This window comes from Candidatus Electronema sp. PJ (assembly GCF_048287395.1).
GTDB lineage: Bacteria > Desulfobacterota > Desulfobulbia > Desulfobulbales > Desulfobulbaceae > Electronema.
The window spans coordinates 20,836-36,982 of sequence record NZ_JBLWEO010000056.1 but is presented as its reverse complement, the minus strand read 5'-3'; the positions used below and the strand labels follow the sequence as shown (position 1 = coordinate 36,982).

The 16,147-nt window shown below is 52.3% G+C and carries 12 protein-coding genes; 5 read left to right on the top strand and 7 right to left on the bottom strand.

What is annotated here, in order from left to right; genetic code table 11:
* The first annotated feature begins 44 nt into the window (after positions 1-44).
* The 5 genes from ACNKIB_RS08755 to ACNKIB_RS08735 all read left to right on the top strand — a co-directional run bounded on the left by ACNKIB_RS08755 (position 45) and on the right by ACNKIB_RS08735 (position 8,619).
* Positions 45-1,769: a DUF4157 domain-containing protein gene (locus ACNKIB_RS08755; protein WP_417910162.1), complete on the top strand. Its 1,725-nt coding sequence runs from the start codon at positions 45-47 to the stop codon at positions 1,767-1,769.
* Between the two features lie 660 nt (positions 1,770-2,429).
* Positions 2,430-3,806 (top strand): ATP-binding protein, encoded by a 1,377-nt coding sequence (locus ACNKIB_RS08750; RefSeq protein WP_417910161.1) that lies wholly within the window; start codon positions 2,430-2,432, stop codon positions 3,804-3,806.
* 33 nt (positions 3,807-3,839) lie between these two features.
* Positions 3,840-6,590, top strand: a complete 2,751-nt coding sequence (locus ACNKIB_RS08745) for a hypothetical protein (RefSeq protein WP_417910160.1) — start codon at positions 3,840-3,842, stop codon at positions 6,588-6,590.
* A gap of 71 nt (positions 6,591-6,661) precedes the next feature.
* A complete protein-coding gene (locus ACNKIB_RS08740) occupies positions 6,662-7,882 on the top strand; it encodes a DUF4157 domain-containing protein (RefSeq protein WP_417910159.1) in 1,221 nt (406 codons plus the stop codon).
* A gap of 128 nt (positions 7,883-8,010) precedes the next feature.
* Positions 8,011-8,619: a hypothetical protein gene (locus ACNKIB_RS08735; protein WP_417910158.1), complete on the top strand. Its 609-nt coding sequence runs from the start codon at positions 8,011-8,013 to the stop codon at positions 8,617-8,619.
* 228 nt (positions 8,620-8,847) lie between these two features.
* Here the strand turns inward: ACNKIB_RS08735 and cobJ are convergent, their stop codons facing one another.
* Genes cobJ through cbiE form a run of 7 tightly spaced genes read right to left on the bottom strand, consistent with a single transcriptional unit; the run spans position 8,848 to position 15,614 of the window.
* Complete coding sequence (gene cobJ, locus ACNKIB_RS08730; RefSeq protein WP_417910157.1) at positions 8,848-9,636, bottom strand: precorrin-3B C(17)-methyltransferase; 789 nt, start codon at positions 9,634-9,636, stop codon at positions 8,848-8,850.
* Positions 9,637-9,693: 57 nt separating this feature from the next.
* On the bottom strand, positions 9,694-10,701 hold the full coding sequence (locus ACNKIB_RS08725; protein WP_417910156.1) for a cobalt-precorrin 5A hydrolase: 1,008 nt from the start codon (positions 10,699-10,701) through the stop codon (positions 9,694-9,696).
* Positions 10,702-10,707: 6 nt separating this feature from the next.
* A complete protein-coding gene (locus tag ACNKIB_RS08720) occupies positions 10,708-11,493 on the bottom strand; it encodes a class I SAM-dependent methyltransferase (protein WP_417910155.1) in 786 nt (261 codons plus the stop codon).
* A 21-nt stretch (positions 11,494-11,514) separates the two neighbouring features.
* Positions 11,515-12,279: a precorrin-4 C(11)-methyltransferase gene (gene cobM / locus ACNKIB_RS08715; RefSeq protein WP_417910154.1), complete on the bottom strand. Its 765-nt coding sequence runs from the start codon at positions 12,277-12,279 to the stop codon at positions 11,515-11,517.
* 3 nt (positions 12,280-12,282) lie between these two features.
* A complete protein-coding gene (gene cobI, locus ACNKIB_RS08710) occupies positions 12,283-13,038 on the bottom strand; it encodes a precorrin-2 C(20)-methyltransferase (protein ID WP_417910153.1) in 756 nt (251 codons plus the stop codon).
* Between the two features lie 21 nt (positions 13,039-13,059).
* Positions 13,060-14,376 carry a diguanylate cyclase gene (locus tag ACNKIB_RS08705; RefSeq protein ID WP_417910152.1) on the bottom strand — a complete coding sequence of 439 codons (1,317 nt, stop codon included), beginning with the start codon at positions 14,374-14,376 and terminating at the stop codon, positions 13,060-13,062.
* Positions 14,373-15,614, bottom strand: a complete 1,242-nt coding sequence (gene cbiE, locus ACNKIB_RS08700) for a precorrin-6y C5,15-methyltransferase (decarboxylating) subunit CbiE (RefSeq protein ID WP_417910151.1) — start codon at positions 15,612-15,614, stop codon at positions 14,373-14,375. The genes ACNKIB_RS08705 and cbiE overlap by 4 nt, the downstream gene beginning before the upstream one ends.
* Positions 15,615-16,147: the final 533 nt, after the last annotated feature.

The window sequence follows — 16,147 nt, the reverse complement described above, 5'->3', positions numbered from 1 at the left end:
TAGAACTTGTTGCACAATTTCAACAAACTGAAAAGGAGGAGATCATGAAGGCAAGTGCGAACAGAACACAGGATAATGAAAGCCGGGCAGTTGCGAACAATTTTTCTTGCAAGCGGGAAGAGCGTGAGGCTGTTCGGTTTGTGGATAACAGCTCGCATACGAAGAGCATTGCGCAGTTGCAGGCGATAGCGGATAGAAGTGTGAATCCTCACGATGTACAGATGCGGAAGCTATTGGCGATAATCAACAACAGCCCGCAGAGGAAAACACCAGTGCTGCCAGGAGTGACGCAGAAGAAGGGGCCTTTGGATGAAGACGAGCTGCAATTCAAGAAAGATGAGACCGTGCAGTGCAAGGGAAAGGGGTTTGGGGATGAGGAAGAATTGCAGTTCAAGGCGGAAGAGCCGGTGCAGAAGCAGGAGAACAAGACTGGTTTGCCGGATGATTTGAAGGCGGGTGTGGAGAACCTATCCGGGATGGCGATGGATGATGTGCGGGTGCATTACAATTCCAGCCAGCCTGCGCAGCTGAATGCCTATGCCTACACGCAGGGGCAGGCGATATATGTTGCGCCGGGACAGGAGAAGCACCTGCCGCATGAGGCGTGGCATGTGGTGCAGCAAAAGCAGGGGCGGGTGCAGCCGACGATGCAGATGGCGGAAGGGGTGGCGGTGAATGATGATAAAGGGTTGGAGAAGGAGGCGGATGTGATGGGGCGAAAGGCTTTTCAACCTGTAGCTCCACAACCAGAGGCAGTTCAACTCAGAGAATTGCAGGATGACATTCGCGACAGCTCAAGCAACAAAAAAAGTGGTCTGTCCCCTATAAATACTCAACTTAGAGTTATTCAGAGCATAGCGAACAACAATCCAGAGGCAAACCAAGTCACTCAAATGCAAGCTGAATTTAATAATAGATCCACTAATCAACAATATTCGATTCAACGTAAAGTATATATCGGCAAAGGCTCAACAGAACCAATTGAAGAAAATGGTAAGGTAGCGAATGAACTTCGAGCGGAAGCGGATAACAACATATATCCTGTATATATGAAAAATGCAATTTTAAATCCTGCGATATCAACATGGGAAATACCAGTCCGAGTAGCGAAACAAAGTGACGTATTACCATTCTTAAAAAATCAACCTACCTTCGATAGAGAACTGAGTAGCTCGTTTAAAAAGGGAGACAAATTATATGGGATGGAAAAAGCAAGGAAAGAGCATACTGATCCCAGAAGAGGAGAAGGAAGAGGAGAAGGACTATCTAATAAATTTGATCACCCAACAGTAGATAGTATGAACAAAGCACTTGGTGTTGGTTTTGGAAAGATTGATTTGTTAAAGGCGGCGGATAAGGAAACTGCTAACTACGCTAAAGGACTCATAAAGAGAAATCCTGATTTGAGTTCAAAAGAAAGTAATGTGAATTTCAAAGAAGCTTGCAAAAAAGCTATTGAATACATTACAAAAGATACTGATGGATTTATACATTTTGAACTCGACAAAGTTGACCTTGCAGCAGTTGTAACAAAAAAATTTGATAGTATAACTGGAGCCGAACTGAGAAAAATATTCAGAGAAGTCGTTAGAGCTGAATGGGCAGAAAAAAATGGTCAAAAAAGAGCAAGTAGATTAGATTTGAACAAAATCAAATTCTATATGAAAGGCAAAGAAGTGGCAGCTCCATGGGATCAAGAACCAGAGTTATGGGCAGCTTATCGAAATCATAGAATAAAAGTTAGAGATCGGCATTATAAAATAGATTAAAGCCCTGTAGGATGCGTTCGCGCACCATTTTGTTTCATGGCACGCATGTATTGGCGCGGGGGCCGTGCCCTACCCTGTAGGCGAGCAAGGCGCGGCTTGCCGCTACATACGGGCTGCTTGCTTGGCTGTTTGGAACACGTGACGCGCCCCATGTCACGCATGACATGCCTCAGGTGAAGCGTGCTTTGTCACAGGTCACGCTTGACTTGCCTCAGAGGAAGCGTACTTTGCCGCAGGACAAACATGAAATGCCTTAAGTCACGCTTGACTTGCCTCACGTCACGCATGACTTGCCTCATGTCAAGCGTGCTTTGCCTCAGGGAGAGCGTGAAACGCCTCAAGTCACGCTTTACTTGCCTCAAGGCAAGCGTGATTTGTCTCAGGGAAAGCGTGACCTGCCCCATGTCAAGCGTGACATGCCTCAGAGGAAGCTTACTTTGCCGCAGGTCAAACATGAAACGCCTCAAATCACGCTTTACTTGCCACACGTCAAGCGTGACATGCCTTGGGGAAAGCTTGCTTTGCCTCATGTCAAGCGTGACTTACCTCAGAGGAAGCTTACTTTGCCGCATGGTAAACAATGAATAGCGCATTGTACGCAGGAAAAAAGTCTGGTTTACTGAGCTGCTGCCTGTTCTTGACCTTCAAACCACAATAAACATGTCCGCTGCCCTTTTCGCCTCTGATTCATCATTCCTGCACTCCAACGCTGCTGCTTTGGCGCAGGAAATCGCCTGGTTTCATGGTGTCCTGACAGCCGCACTCGATCTGCACTTTACGCAGGAAGGGCCGCAAAGCCTGTGCATAAGCGATATTCCCCCACCTGACCTGAGCACGGACTGTTCCCCCTATGCCTGCACCATCAGGGAGCACGGTTTTGGTTTGGCCGAGCGGCTGGTATTGATACTTGCCCTGCTGCCGCATATCAGTCCGCATGTACTCGATGTCTTTTTCGCCAACAATAAAGAGTTTAACCGGGGTTATACCCAATTCGGCGGACTCAACGGCAAATCCCACAGCGGTTTTCTGCCTACAGCGGAAACTGCTGCCTTCCTGCTTGCGGGCAACGATTTAGCCTGCCGCTTTGAGCTGCTGCGGCTCTTTGATCGGGAGCACTGCTTCTTTAAACACAACATCCTAAGGGTGACGCAGGAAGCAGGTCATGAGCCATTCTTCAGTGGTGCGCTGGTAATCTCGGAAGAGTATTTACGCAAATTCACCACCGGTGGCATCCATAAGCCAGAATACAGCCTCAATTTCCCAGCCAAGCTGGTCAGCACCAAGCTCGATTGGTCTGATCTGGTGCTGGCCCAAGAAGTAATGGAAGAGGTGGAGAACATCAGGACGTGGATAGAGCATTCAGCGTTTCTCATGGATGACTGGGGCTTGGGCAAGTCGTTGAAACCAGGGTTTCGCAGTCTCTTTCATGGGCCACCAGGTACTGGCAAGACGCTTACTGCCAGCTTGATTGGTAAATCAGTGGGTGCAGATGTATATAAGATTGACCTGTCTATGGTGGTGTCTAAGTACATTGGGGAGACGGAAAAGAATCTCGCGCATGTCTTTGATCAGGCGGAGAACCGGAACTGGATCCTCTTCTTTGATGAGGCAGATGCCTTATTCGGCAAGCGCACCCAGACCAGTAGCTCCAATGACCGCTATGCTAATCAGGAGATATCCTATCTGCTCCAGCGGGTGGAGGACTTTCCTGGCACCGTGATTCTTGCTACGAATATCAAGGCGAATATTGATGAGGCCTTTGCCCGGCGTTTCCAGTCGGTAATCTACTTTCCTATACCTGAAGCAGATTTGCGGCTACGTTTATGGCAAAATGCACTAGGAGATAAATGTCAGCTGGCGGCGGATGTTCACCTGGATGAGCTGGCAGAGAAATACCAGCTTGCAGGTGGCGCAATTCTCAATGTAGTGCGTTATGGGGCAATCAAAGCTATGCAAAAGAAAAGCGGCGAGATTGCGGCCAGCGATCTACGGAAAGGCATAGCTCGTGAGTTGATGAAAGAAGGAAAAACCATGTAGGCTGTTTGAGAAGTTATCACTGAGAGAAACTCCATGAATCTACTGCATACCTTAAATCAGGACCTGCGGCTTTGCCTCCTCCTCGTGTTCAGCTGTCTTTTGCTTACTGCTTTACCCTGTCAAGCAGAGGAGCAGAACAGCAGCCCGCCATCTGTCACTATCTCTGGTAGTGGTATTGCGTTGGATTATCCAACTGCTGGGGTGCCAACCAAGCCGGAGGAGCCACTTTCTTCCTTGGCAGATGACTTTTTTGATGTGCGCACCCTGAAGATCATCTTTGCGGAGACAGACACCAAAGCCACTTACCAGCTCACCGATGCCTCGCTGGCCGCAATCAAAAAGATGTATCCCTTCATTCCTGACAAGCAGTATGAGCAGCTGGCAGAAATGAAGGACAATAAGTACCGCGAAGATGATCTAGCTTGGGGCAAGGTAGAAGCCTTGCTGGCTCAGCTGGAACTCCACCGCAGCGGGGTGCTCATTCAATACATTGTCCAAGATACACTGTTAGAGGAGATGAAAAAGGCTGAACTGCCTCCCTTTATTATTGAAGGGATCCAGGATCTCAATGGCACTCGGTATCTCAATCTTACCATGCTGGAAAGCGGCTTGCAGGAGCAGATCCGAGAGAAGATACTGGCCTACAAGTCTGACATTATGGCCACGGCAAACTTCCTCAACATGGTGTACTTCCTGTCCAGCAATTCCCTCTTGATTCTCAAGGGCAAAGGTGTGCCTGCCCCTTTAGTGGATAAACTGGCCGTGCTAGAGGGCAAATATTATATAACCCGCTATAAACTCGCAGGTGAGGTGCAGAAAATCCTTGCCCAGTTTGCCCAAGACCCGACGCAGGAGTGGGTCAAAAAAACTGTGGAACTCGCCAAGAAGCACAGTCATCTCTATCTGCTCAAAGCCAATGCCCTCAGCCAGATGCTGATGAATCAGCCCCCAGATGTGGTGCGTGCGGTCAGATGGGAGAACCGTAACGGCTACAGCTTTGCAGAACTGACAGCCATGCTCAAAGCCAATGCTGTCCTGCTCCAAAATTACTTCCGGCAGAATCAACGCATACTTGCTGAAGCAGATATCGAAAAGACAGTAACCTATCAGCCGAACGAACCCAATGCCGAGCAGATGCGCAAACGCGGGGTGAAGCAGGAGGTAGAAAAGGCAGTTGCGCGTTTATATGGCAATGAATACCCAACGCAGCTGGCCTATGTGCAAGCCTTAATAAAAAACAGATATCCACCACTGCCTATAGATGACGATAAGCAGAATGTGCCGATCAAATTTCCGGTACTGGTTGTGCCACCCTTCCGTCCTGCCAGACCACCCATTGTTCTTGATATAGCAAATCTCCCTCAGCCAATCAAAGTCCTGATGGCAGATAAGCTCAGGCTTTCTGAACCGAAAGACTACACTTTGGCCCCGATTAACCTCAAAACAGGCAACTGCGGTTGTGTTGCGGTGCCAGAGAACACTGTTTATGGCCTATATCCTTATTGGTCAGCAGCAGGCAAGCCTAGCCAGGTTGACTTCAGTGCTGTATCCAGATTAGGCTATTTCTATCTGCGCATTGATAAAGACAATCAGATAAAGAACCTGTGGCATTGGCAGAAAGACTATAGTGCCTTTGTCAATCAAGCCAGACAGCATAAGGTGAAGGTAGATCTGGTGATCTACAAGGAAGACTGGGGCTGCCTGACCGAACATGACAATTGTCCAGCTGGGAAAAAGGCAGAAGAACTCACTGAGATCATTCTTGCGCAACTGAGCACGAAATTAGATAACGATCTGCTCAATACCATCAAACCCTATGCCAGTTTTGGTGATGTACCTATGGCCACGATGGGTGATGGAATCATGCTCTACCTGACAGACCTGCCTGACAATTACCCGTGCTTCCTCTCGTTTGTCAAGTTGTTGCGAGAAAGGTTGCTTGACCTGCCAGTTGGTGCCTTGAGCAGCAAATTGGCGCAGCAGCAACCTCTTCCTGACAAACGACTGAGTCTGCTGATTCCTGACGAGTTTATCTTAAGAGCAGTGGATGACCCTGATTTCCAGGATTTCTTTGTTCAGGTAGCAAAAGAGCCAGGAAACTTCTTTGATGATATCGTGGTTGCCCTGGAAAAAAAACCGGCAGAAACAGAAAAGCAAATTCGCTTAGTAGTTGAGCAGAAGTTTCCTGACCAGCAAGCTGTGCTCAACCAGAAGATTATTCCCTTATTGACAGACAGCTGCGGGGAAAAGCTGGAAGTAGGCGAACTGTATCAGACTTTGCAATATGCCAAGAATAACTTTGCAGGCATTGGCCTCTTTCCGCTACCGTTTATAGAGAAAGGAGGGGATAAGGCGGCGAAAAAGGAGGAAATGAAAGCACCAGTCTGTGGTGGAGGTGATATGTACCGCTTGGTCAAACAGCAGTTTCAGGTCAAGCATGAAGATCAGGCAGATACGGTGGGGCAGCTGATGAACCACTACGCCCCTTGGCTTTGCCAGTGGGCCTGTCCAATTAGATGGTGGATTAGGATAGCCTGGGACATCCTACTGATCTTCTTTGCCGTGTATATTGTTCTTGCCTTCTTTTATCCGGCTCTGGAAGATATTTGCCGCGCCTACAAATGGCTCTTCTGGTTGTTGGCGGTAATTACAGGCATCTTGATTTATATTAGCTTTGCCTGCGATCCGATCTATATAAACAAGGCCACAGATTTTCTGATCTTGCTTCTTGTTGCTCTGGTAGTTATCATCCGCTTTGCAGTCGTGAGGAAGGATTATCCGTGATAAAATTCAGGCCAATTCAGACTCAATGCAGTGCCCAACCCTATCCCAATCTTTATCAGGAGGAGAGAAAAATGACCCAGTATGCTGACAAATCCAACGAGCCGGAAAGACGTAATTCAGTGCAGCAGCAAGAGCAGCAGAAGAGCCGGGCTGCTGCCAATGAATCAGTGCAGAAGCGCAGCAACAGTGAATCCACGTTTGAGCTTATTGACAACCGGCCTAAAGCGGTTGCGCAGCGGAAGTTGATTGAAATGGCGAACAACAGTCCACGGTCAAAGCGGCTAGCGGCAATGCAGGATATGGCCAACAACAGCCCGCGTGCGAACAAGCTGGTGCAGTTGTTTGGCAAGAAGGAGAGCGAGGTTGAGCCGGTACAGAAGAAAGGCCCACTTGATGAAGACGAGTTGCAGTTTAAGGCTAAGGAGCCGATGGAGAACAACACTGGTCTGCCGGATAACTTAAAGGCAGGGGTGGAGAATCTATCCGGTATGGCGATGGATGATGTGCGGGTGCATTACAATTCCGGCAAGCCCGCGCAGCTGAATGCCTATGCCTACACCCAGGGCACGGCAATACATGTTGCGCCAGGGCAAGAGAAGCACCTGCCGCATGAGGCGTGGCATGTGGTGCAGCAAAAGCAAGGACGTGTGCAGCCAACAATGCAAATGGCTGGTGGGGTGGCGGTGAATGATGATAAGGGGTTGGAGAAGGAGGCGGATGGGATGGGGAGAGAAGCACTACAAATGAAAACATCCGAACATTGCGGGAAACCCGTCGTTCAAGGTAAACGGGATGTTATTCAGATGATGACACTATATAGATATGGAACATCCGGTAGAAAAGAGACTTTTAAGCCAAAAAATCCCGTATTAAATGGTGTCGATTTTTCGATTTTTTGTGAATTATGTTTAAAAAAAGCTGAAGAGGATATGTCATCTATAGAATCAGATATTCCTAAAAAAGAATTAATCATTCTGTTCGCAGCCGAACTCCATGCTCAAAACAATCTTGGTAATAACAATTGCCTTAGTCCTTTCTTGTCCTTATGCAAGGATTATCAAGCCGCAGCGGAAAGCGGCACAATAAAAGAAATTGTCGAGAATTCCAGCAATATCTTTGTATTTAACATTCCAGATGAAAGGATTGTAAAAGTAGGTAATGGCATTTCTTACGGTGAGACCGAAGTACTTGTTTGGTTGCGTCAGGGAGAGAGTCTTGAAAATTATCTAACAAATACTTTAGGCAACAGCTACAACTATAACCGAAAGTTGAGTGATATATTCAATATGTAACTGAAATGGCATTCATGTATTGGCGCGGGGGCCGCGCCCTACCTTTAAAAACACCCTCGCTGGGACAGGCACCCCTTGGGCAAGCTCTTCCCAGCGAACCATGAACTCACGCAAAAAAGGAAGAAACAATGAAGGAACTGAAGACCTCGTACTGCGCTGCTGCCCTGTGCTGCTCTCTCCTTGTCTCTGGTTGTGGCCTCCTGGATGATGGCCGCATGGCTGCTTGGGAGAATGTGCGCATGAAGGAAGAGGAAACCAAGCAAAAGATCTTGGCTTTGCGGGAGAAAGAGCTAGCAGGCATCCCTGGTGAGGATGTGCCAACCCTGACTGTGACAACCAGGGACAGCAATGGGCAACCAGTACAGGTCTCGATGAATATGATTCCGCTGCTTAGGACTATCGTCTCGGCGATGTCCCGCGATGATGCTTATGGCATCAAGATGAATGATGCCTCGCGGCCTTTGGGCCAAACCAGTGAGTCGTTGAGTGCTACGGCCAAGGTGATCCAAGAAATTGGCAGTGCGCCGTTGTCCATAGTCTTCGCCACAGGCGCGGTCATGGCCAAAGGAATTGATTCTGCTGGAGAGCGGATGACAGCCAATGAGATCACCGTTAACTCCCACAACACCGCTTTGCCTGCCAGCACGGAAAAGACCACAACCACCACAACCACGACGACAAACAACACCAAAACCACTACGAACAACACCACGAAGCCAAGCAGCCCAGCCAAATAGCCTTTCAAAGTACGCCTTTTCACAGAGGTATTCGGCTCGCAAGCACTTCTTTTCGGCTTGGCCGCAAAGGAGTTGGGCTAACTTGCAGAGGAGTTCTGCCGAGTAAGCAAGGAGTCTGGCCAAGCAGAACTCCTTTGTTGCCGAGCCGCACTCCTTTGCGGCTCAAGCAAACTCCTTGCCTACCGACTCTGAATACTGCGCCAACTGCCTCTTGCCGAGCCGCAGGCTCTAGCCAGAGACCTTCTCTGCCCCTAAATCATATTTATTAGCATAGCCCCTGGGTGTGACCATCTTATCTTGCCAGACAAAGGTGCTGCTGTTGCCAATAATGACCGTGGTCTGCATCCCAATCTCTTCCTGCAACATCTGCTCCAGGTTAGTAAGACGAACGCTTTCATGGGCACGGCCTGCGCCAGAGACGATGCCGACCGGCGTTGCGGGTGCTCGGTGTTCGAGCATGATCTCTTGTGCCCGGACGATTTGCTGGATGCGCCTGCCTGACTTGGGGTTATAAAGGACGGTGACAAAATCCGCTGCGGCTGCGGCTTGGAGCCGCTTTTCAATCAGCGGCCAGGGTGTCATCAGGTCAGAAAGACTGATGGCGGCAAAGTCGTGCATCAGGGGTGCGCCGAGCACAGCTGCGCAGGCATTTAGGGCGGCAATACCTGGGATGATGTCGATGTGACAGGTGCTGTTGCTCTCTTTAACTAACTCATACACCAGCCCAGCCATCGCGTAAATGCCGGGATCCCCGCCGCAGATCAGGGCCACGTTTCTGCCGTTCTCAGCCAGAGCCAAGGCCCCGCGACAGCGGTCAACTTCCTGCATCATCGAGGAGGCAAGGATCTCTTGTTCTGGGCGAAGAAGATCGGTGATTAAGTCCAGGTAGGTGCGATAGCCTGCGATGACCTCAGCTTGGACAATCGCAAGGCGGGCACGCGGAGTAATCAGGTCAGCTGCACCAGGGCCAATGCCGACCACAACCAGGGTGCCGGTTCGGGATGTATGCGTCTTCATCAATGGATATAAGGCGTAGAGGCGAGGGGATAATCGCCTAGTTATGGAAGGGCGAATCTAAGACTCGCCTGAACAGGAAAAGCAGTTGATTTCCGCAATGGCAACAGTCACGTTGGGATATTTCGTCTTCCGTACCAGCAAGGGGCCATTGCCAGAACTGAGGATGGCTGCGGGTTCGGCTACGGCCTTTGCCCCGGTTGCGCGCAAGACTGCGGCTGAGGTAGAGATGCCCTCCACGCTATTCAGTTCTTCTGCGGTATGAAACAACAATTCAAGGGCACAACCCTGGTCTTGAGTCAGAGCCAGTAAGCCTGGTTCATCCTTTTTCAAATCAATAGTCGCCAACCGGGCCACTGCTTGGTACGCAAGACCATTCTCCAAACATGTTTGCCGCAGAGCTTCAGCAATCTCTTGCCTTGAAGTATTCCGATTGCAGCCGATACCAACAACCAGAGATTGCGGATGCAGCAGCACCTTCTGCGCAGGCCAATTTGTCCGGCAGCTAATCAGGAGATCGGCAGCTTCTGGATCTGTGGTGCGCTGGATATCTTTGGGTAGTTCTGGGAGTGGGTATTCACTGTACAAGCGTACTGAGCCACTGTTGACCAGCTTGGCCATGACCTGAGTTAAACGGTCGCGGTCAGCAACCACTAAGCCTAGATCACGCGCCCAGAGATCCAAGGCCGTGTGGCCCAGCACATCAGAGGCTGTGGTGATCACTGCTTGCCCACCCAGTAGGGCCGCAACTTGGCGAGCCAGAGCATTGCCACCACCCAGATGCCCAGACAGCAACGAGACCGCAAACTGCCCTTGTTCATCACAGACAACAACTGCCGGATCAGTGGTTTTGTCGCAGAGCAATGGCGCAAGAGCGCGGACAACTATCCCCGCCGCCATGATACAGAGCAGCTGCTCGTAGTCCTGCCAAACGTGGGCCAGGGTCTTGCTGATACCAGCCTGATTGCTAACCACTTCGCTCTCAGGCAGCAGAGCGGCAAGCCGGGTTGCTAGCTCCTTGCCACCTTTGGTCAGGGCAAGGATGGCAATGGCTTTACCTTGACTCACGATAGGTCAAGCCTGCTTCTGACAAAAGAAGACCTTTCTGAAGTTTGTCGCAAGAGGATGGGTGGAACGTAGAGGTGGGCAAAGCACGTGGCGTGCTTGCAGAGCAAGTGGAAAAAGCGTGGCATCAACCGTGGTGACAACAAAGCCTTGTGCCTCAACAAGCTGAGGAAAGTCATCGCCAAAGATCCGCAGATGATCCCATTGGCCAAAATGCCTGGTTCTCTCTTCAGGAGCAACGATAGAGGGGTCTTCGTAGGTGTGTGGCAAGTGATCTTTCTGCGGCACCGTGAGGATGGCAACTCCTTGCGGGGAGAGGATTCTCCTGATCTCAACAAGGGCTGCAATATAGTTGGGCACATGCTCAAGCACATCAAAGGCCAGAACCGTATCAAAGCTACCGTCCTGTATCTCTGGCATATTGGACATGTCCAGTTTGAACTCACAGTTCTTGCGCAGGAAGTCCGCTGTTTTATAGGAGGCAGTAAGCTGCTGAATCCGAGAGCGTATGCTCCATTCCGGGGCAAAATGGAGTATGCTCTTATTCCGAATCAGGGCAGCGAAAGACAGGGTCTGATTGTGCTGGAGCACAGCGAAGAAGAGCCGGTGCCGAGTGTTCGAGCCGCATACTGGACACATGATATATTTATGCCATGAATCGCTCAAAAAGACTCGTCCTTGCCAGCCACAAAGATTGCATTCCACCGTCTTGGGATACGCGAGCCAAAGCAAGCGCAAGCTGGCTTGGAGTCTTTTCAAGACATGGCGGGCATGTTCTCTCGCAGCACTGATCATTGTTGTCTCCTTGGTATTATGTCAGCGGACACAGGCCTCTCTGCATCCATGACTGAAGCCCGCATCGTAGAGCTTAGAGGCAGCAGCTGGTGTGTCTGCTAGGGCTGCGCCAACTAGAATCATGGCAGTCTTACGGATATCTGCCTCTCTGACCTGCTGGGCAATCTCAGCCAGCTTGCCTCGGACTATGCGCTGCTCTGGCCAGGAGGCCTTTTCCACCACCGCAGCAGCGGTATCTTCTGGGTAGCCACCACTGAGCAACTCGGCAACCACCTGCTCAATCATTGACACAGATAGGAAGATACAGAGTGAGGCCCTGATAGCCGCCAAGTTGCGCAGCGACTCCTGTTCAGGCACTGGCGTTCTGCCACCGATGCGGGTAAAGATGACGGTCTGCGTCAGCTCAGGCACTGTTAGTTCCACTTGCAGGGCCGCAGCCGCAGCAAAGGCCGAGCTGACCCCAGGCACCACCTCGCAGGGAATGCCCTCTTGGGCAAGCCGCTGGATCTGCTCGCGGATGGCCCCGTACAGCGAGGGATCACCAGTGTGCAGACGCACCACCTTCTTCCCAGCTTGCCAAGCAGTGATCAGCACAGTAAGTACCTCGTCTAAGGTCATGGCGGCAGAATCATGGATCTCTGCTTGCACGCCTTGCAGCAAGGCAGGATTAACCAAGCTGCCAGCATAGACGATGAGATCTGCCTCGTCTAAGAGACGGCGACCCTTGAGGGTGATCAACTCTGGATCACCTGGCCCAGCCCCAAGAAAGATAAGAGGATGCTTCATGGCTTAGTGACTGATCTGCTTCTTCCGCACGATCAGAGTAGAGAAGTAATGCAGCTCACGCCCGAGTGCTAGCCGGATATCGGTATAGATGTGCTGATCATCCAGGCCGCAGCGTTCCACCAGCACCGCCTTGTCTGTCAAGCCCAGCTCGTCCAGCAGGCTGATGAGCCGGGGCAGTTGCCGGAACATCTTCATCAAGACCACAGCATCAGCGGTAAGGAGGATATCGCGCAGTCGCTCATCATCAAAGGCAGCAGGCACCACCGTAACCACATCATCGCCCAGGCCCAATGGACTGATCACCTGGGCTGCACAGGCAGACATGGCCGTAATGCCTGGCACGACGGTCACTGGCAGGCTGGGCTGGAGTTCGCGCAGGGTATGCAGCAGGTAGAAGGCAGTGGAGTAAATAGCCGGATCACCCAGGGTTGGGAAGGCCACATCCTGGCCTTGCTCCAGGTGCGCAAGCACGGCCTGCGCTGCCTCTTGCCAGCCCTGCGCCACGTCAGGAGCAGGCTGCTGGCCTAGGCGGATCTTCTTCATAGGGAAGCAGAGTTCCAGTACAGTCTTCCCATCAGTAGCAACCATAGCCCGCGCAATCTGTAAGGCACTGCTCATGCCTTCCTCCTTGGCCTTAGGTACAGCCCAGACCCTGGCCTGCTCTAAGATTCGCACGGCCTTGCAGGTCATCAGTTCAGGATCTCCTGGCCCGATGCCGACTATATAGAGACGGCCCATCTGTGCTGCGGTCATTCTCATTCATTGCTCCTGCACATCGCGTCAATCATGGCGCAGTGATGGCAAACTCTCAATTCGGTTCCGCCCGTTATTCTTTGCCTCATACAACGCCTTATCAGCAAGGTCAATCAGATCATGGCAACTGCATTTGGCCGCAGCTTGAACAGAGGCAGCTGCACCGATAGACAGCGTTACGACCTTGGCGCAATCGGATGAACTGTGGGGAATAGCAAGCTGCTCCACAGCCTGCCTTGCCCGCTCTGCAACAGCCATTGCCGGGCTGAGATCAGTGCCGGGTAGCAGCATAACAAACTCCTCGCCACCGAAACGGGCGATCAAGTCACCAGGCCGGGTGGCTATCTTCTGGAGTGCCTCGGCAACAGCTCGCAGGCAGCTATCGCCCATCAGATGTCCGTAGGTGTCATTATAGCGTTTGAAGAAATCAATATCCGCAAGCAGCACGGAAAAGACGGTGCTCTTCCGCTGCCACTGCTGCCATTCCTCGCAGAGTCGCTGATTGAAGGCTCTGCGGTTATACACTTGCGTCAGCTCATCATGCCGTGCCTGGCGTGAGAGCACCGCGTTCAGCCGCTCCAGTTCTGCCTCTGTGTTATCCTGCCGAAGCGTCTGGCGGCGGGCAAAGCGGTTGACAACCAAGACACCGCTCGCGCCGAGCAACCACAGCAGGCCATAGGAACACATTAGCAGCCTGCTGGTGTGCCGTTCCAGGCTCAGGTATGGCTCCAAGGGAACGGAAATGCCGATACCACCCCGTACATTGCCTTTCTTCCAGACCTGCTGCTGGAAGTGGCAACTCAGGCAGCTGTCTTCCGCATAAACGACCTGCATGTAGCGGAGATACGGCTTGCCACCGATCTCAGCCACCTCAGAGACCTCTTGCTGCACTCCACCTGCAAACTGCTTGAGGACGGCGGTCTCCCACCCATCAGGAGCATTGTCCGGGTTGAGAGGGGTCAGACTGGTGATGCGGCCTCTAATCCCGTAGAGTGCCGAGAACTCGTTCATGGTCTGCCGCAGCATGTAGGTAGCGTTCATCAAGGTGAGCTGTTTCCCTGAAGCAGTCTGTATGTCCCGTTCTGACATATGCGCCAGGTACGGGTTAGGCGGCGTGTCCTTTGACACCGGGACATAGATGCCACCGCGCTTGGAGATCCAGTTCCGCAGGGACATGTCCTTATTGAAGTTGGCCCGAGCCTCTAGCCGCGCATAGTGCAGGGCATGATCTTCCTCATTAGCAATTGCCCACCAGAGCAGACAGCTCAAGGTACCGCTCCAGAAGAGCAGCACGGCCAGGGAGATGCGGTTAAGCAGTCTCAGCTTTGCGGCTGTCGCTGTCACTTCTTCCCAGTAATGATGGTGATTGGATTCAACCGCAGGCCAGAGGGCTGCCCGTCGTCGCCGTACTCTTTCTGCTCCCGCGTGACCGAGATGGTGCGGGCATCGGTCTCTAAGCCGTTGGATGCCATCAAGCGGGGAGCCTGCTCGGCTGTGTTCTGGAGCACAGCACTGACCACCAGCCTGCCGCCCTGGCTGAGACGATGGGCACACGGCGCAATGATCTCAGCCAGCAGGCCCCGGCTGCCGCCAATAAAGATCCGGTCGGGATTAGGCAGGCGCGCACAGACCTCTGGGGCAGAGCCGCAGACTAAGGTGATATTATAGAGGCCGTAGCGGACGATGTTCGCCCGAATGTTGTGCTGGCCCTCCTCCTTCTGCTCGATCACATAGATAGCCAGCTCCGGGCAAAGCCGGGCAGCCTCCACCGAGATCGAGCCAGAGCCGCCGCCGATATCCCAGAAGACCCCGTGCGGTGGCAAGCGCAAACGGTGTAGGATCACCGCACGCACCTCGTCCTTGGTGATCAGGCCCCGCGAATGCTTAATCTCCTCTTCCTGGAGACCAAAGACACAGGCTGGCTCGGTTGGTTCTTCTTCCTCTACAGCCTCCTGCTCCAGCAGCATCATGTTGAGCGGGGCAAACTGATGCTGGGTAGCTTCTGCCAAGCTGCCTGCCCAGAGCCGCTCCTCTGGCCAACCCAGGTTCTCAGCCACCCGGACGCGCAGTCGCGCCATGCGCTCAGTATCGCCATGCGCTTGCAGCAGGGCCAGCAGATCAGCAGCCAGCCGGTTCGGGCTATGGTGCTGGTCAGTGAAAATCATCACCCTGGGCTGCGCAAGAATCTTGCCAGCCAGCACCTCAGGTGCACGGCCATGTAAGCTGATCAAGGGCAGATCATCCCAGGGCAGTTTGAAGCGGGCGCAAGCCAGCTGGACTGCGGACAGGGCTGGGAAGACCTGGACTCGCTCGGCGCCAAAGCGCTCAATCAGGGTGCGGGCAATACCAAAGAAGAGCGGGTCGCCAGAAGCCAGCACGGCCACATCGCCGCTCTGCAAGGCCACGGCCAGCTCGAAAATCATGCCTTCCACCGGACTAATGGCAATCCGATGGATGTCCAACCCAGACAGCAGCTGGTGATGCCGCTGGGCAGCCACCACTGCGCCGCAGTGCTTGATGCGCTGCCGCTGCTTTGGCTCTAAGCGGCCTCCGCTAATGCCAATGAGCAGAATTTCAAACATGTTCAACAATCCTCAGAGGTCACTCACCAGCCTACCAGAACACGGCCCGGCTCGCGCTTGCCACAGCTGCTCCAGATGGCCCCGAACAGCTGAAGAGCAGCGCACTGCGGCGAACATCAGGAGCAGTACAGGGAATATGAGGGCACAGTATAGAAGAACAGCGCAGTTTTGTCATTAACTTCTCGCGCCAGCACCGGCTATCCAGCGTCGCTCGTAGTTCTCAGAGATCATCGGCGATGATCGGGGGAGAAGATCGCCGTACATCCTAAAGATCATCGAGCGTAGGTCCCTCAGACTATCGAGCGATGATCTCTGGGACTATCGCTCGTACATCCCAAGGATCATCGGCGTACATCCCAGGGATCTACGCCGATGATCGAAAGAGAAGACCGCCGATGATCTCTTGGCGGATCGACTGATGCAAGGAAATAGGATGGCACGGTTGGCTTGTCCACAAAACCGCTTGTTTTCTCAGAAGGATGGTGGCAAAGTTACGTTGCAATACGTCTCCGCCTGCTACCCAGGCACATCGT

Excerpts from the sequence above, each read along its gene's own strand:
- cobM (WP_417910154.1), bottom strand. The coding sequence starts at position 12,279 with ATGAAGCATCCTCTTATCTTTCTTGGGGCTGGGCCAGGTGATCCAGAG.
- ACNKIB_RS08755 (WP_417910162.1), top strand. The coding sequence starts at position 45 with ATGAAGGCAAGTGCGAACAGAACACAGGATAATGAAAGCCGGGCAGTT.
- ACNKIB_RS08720 (WP_417910155.1), bottom strand. The coding sequence starts at position 11,493 with ATGATCAGTGCTGCGAGAGAACATGCCCGCCATGTCTTGAAAAGACTC.
- ACNKIB_RS08735 (WP_417910158.1), top strand. The coding sequence starts at position 8,011 with ATGAAGGAACTGAAGACCTCGTACTGCGCTGCTGCCCTGTGCTGCTCT.
- cbiE (WP_417910151.1), bottom strand. The coding sequence starts at position 15,614 with ATGTTTGAAATTCTGCTCATTGGCATTAGCGGAGGCCGCTTAGAGCCA.
- cobJ (WP_417910157.1), bottom strand. The coding sequence starts at position 9,636 with ATGAAGACGCATACATCCCGAACCGGCACCCTGGTTGTGGTCGGCATT.
- cobI (WP_417910153.1), bottom strand. The coding sequence starts at position 13,038 with ATGAGAATGACCGCAGCACAGATGGGCCGTCTCTATATAGTCGGCATC.
- ACNKIB_RS08750 (WP_417910161.1), top strand. The coding sequence starts at position 2,430 with ATGTCCGCTGCCCTTTTCGCCTCTGATTCATCATTCCTGCACTCCAAC.
- ACNKIB_RS08745 (WP_417910160.1), top strand. The coding sequence starts at position 3,840 with ATGAATCTACTGCATACCTTAAATCAGGACCTGCGGCTTTGCCTCCTC.
- ACNKIB_RS08740 (WP_417910159.1), top strand. The coding sequence starts at position 6,662 with ATGACCCAGTATGCTGACAAATCCAACGAGCCGGAAAGACGTAATTCA.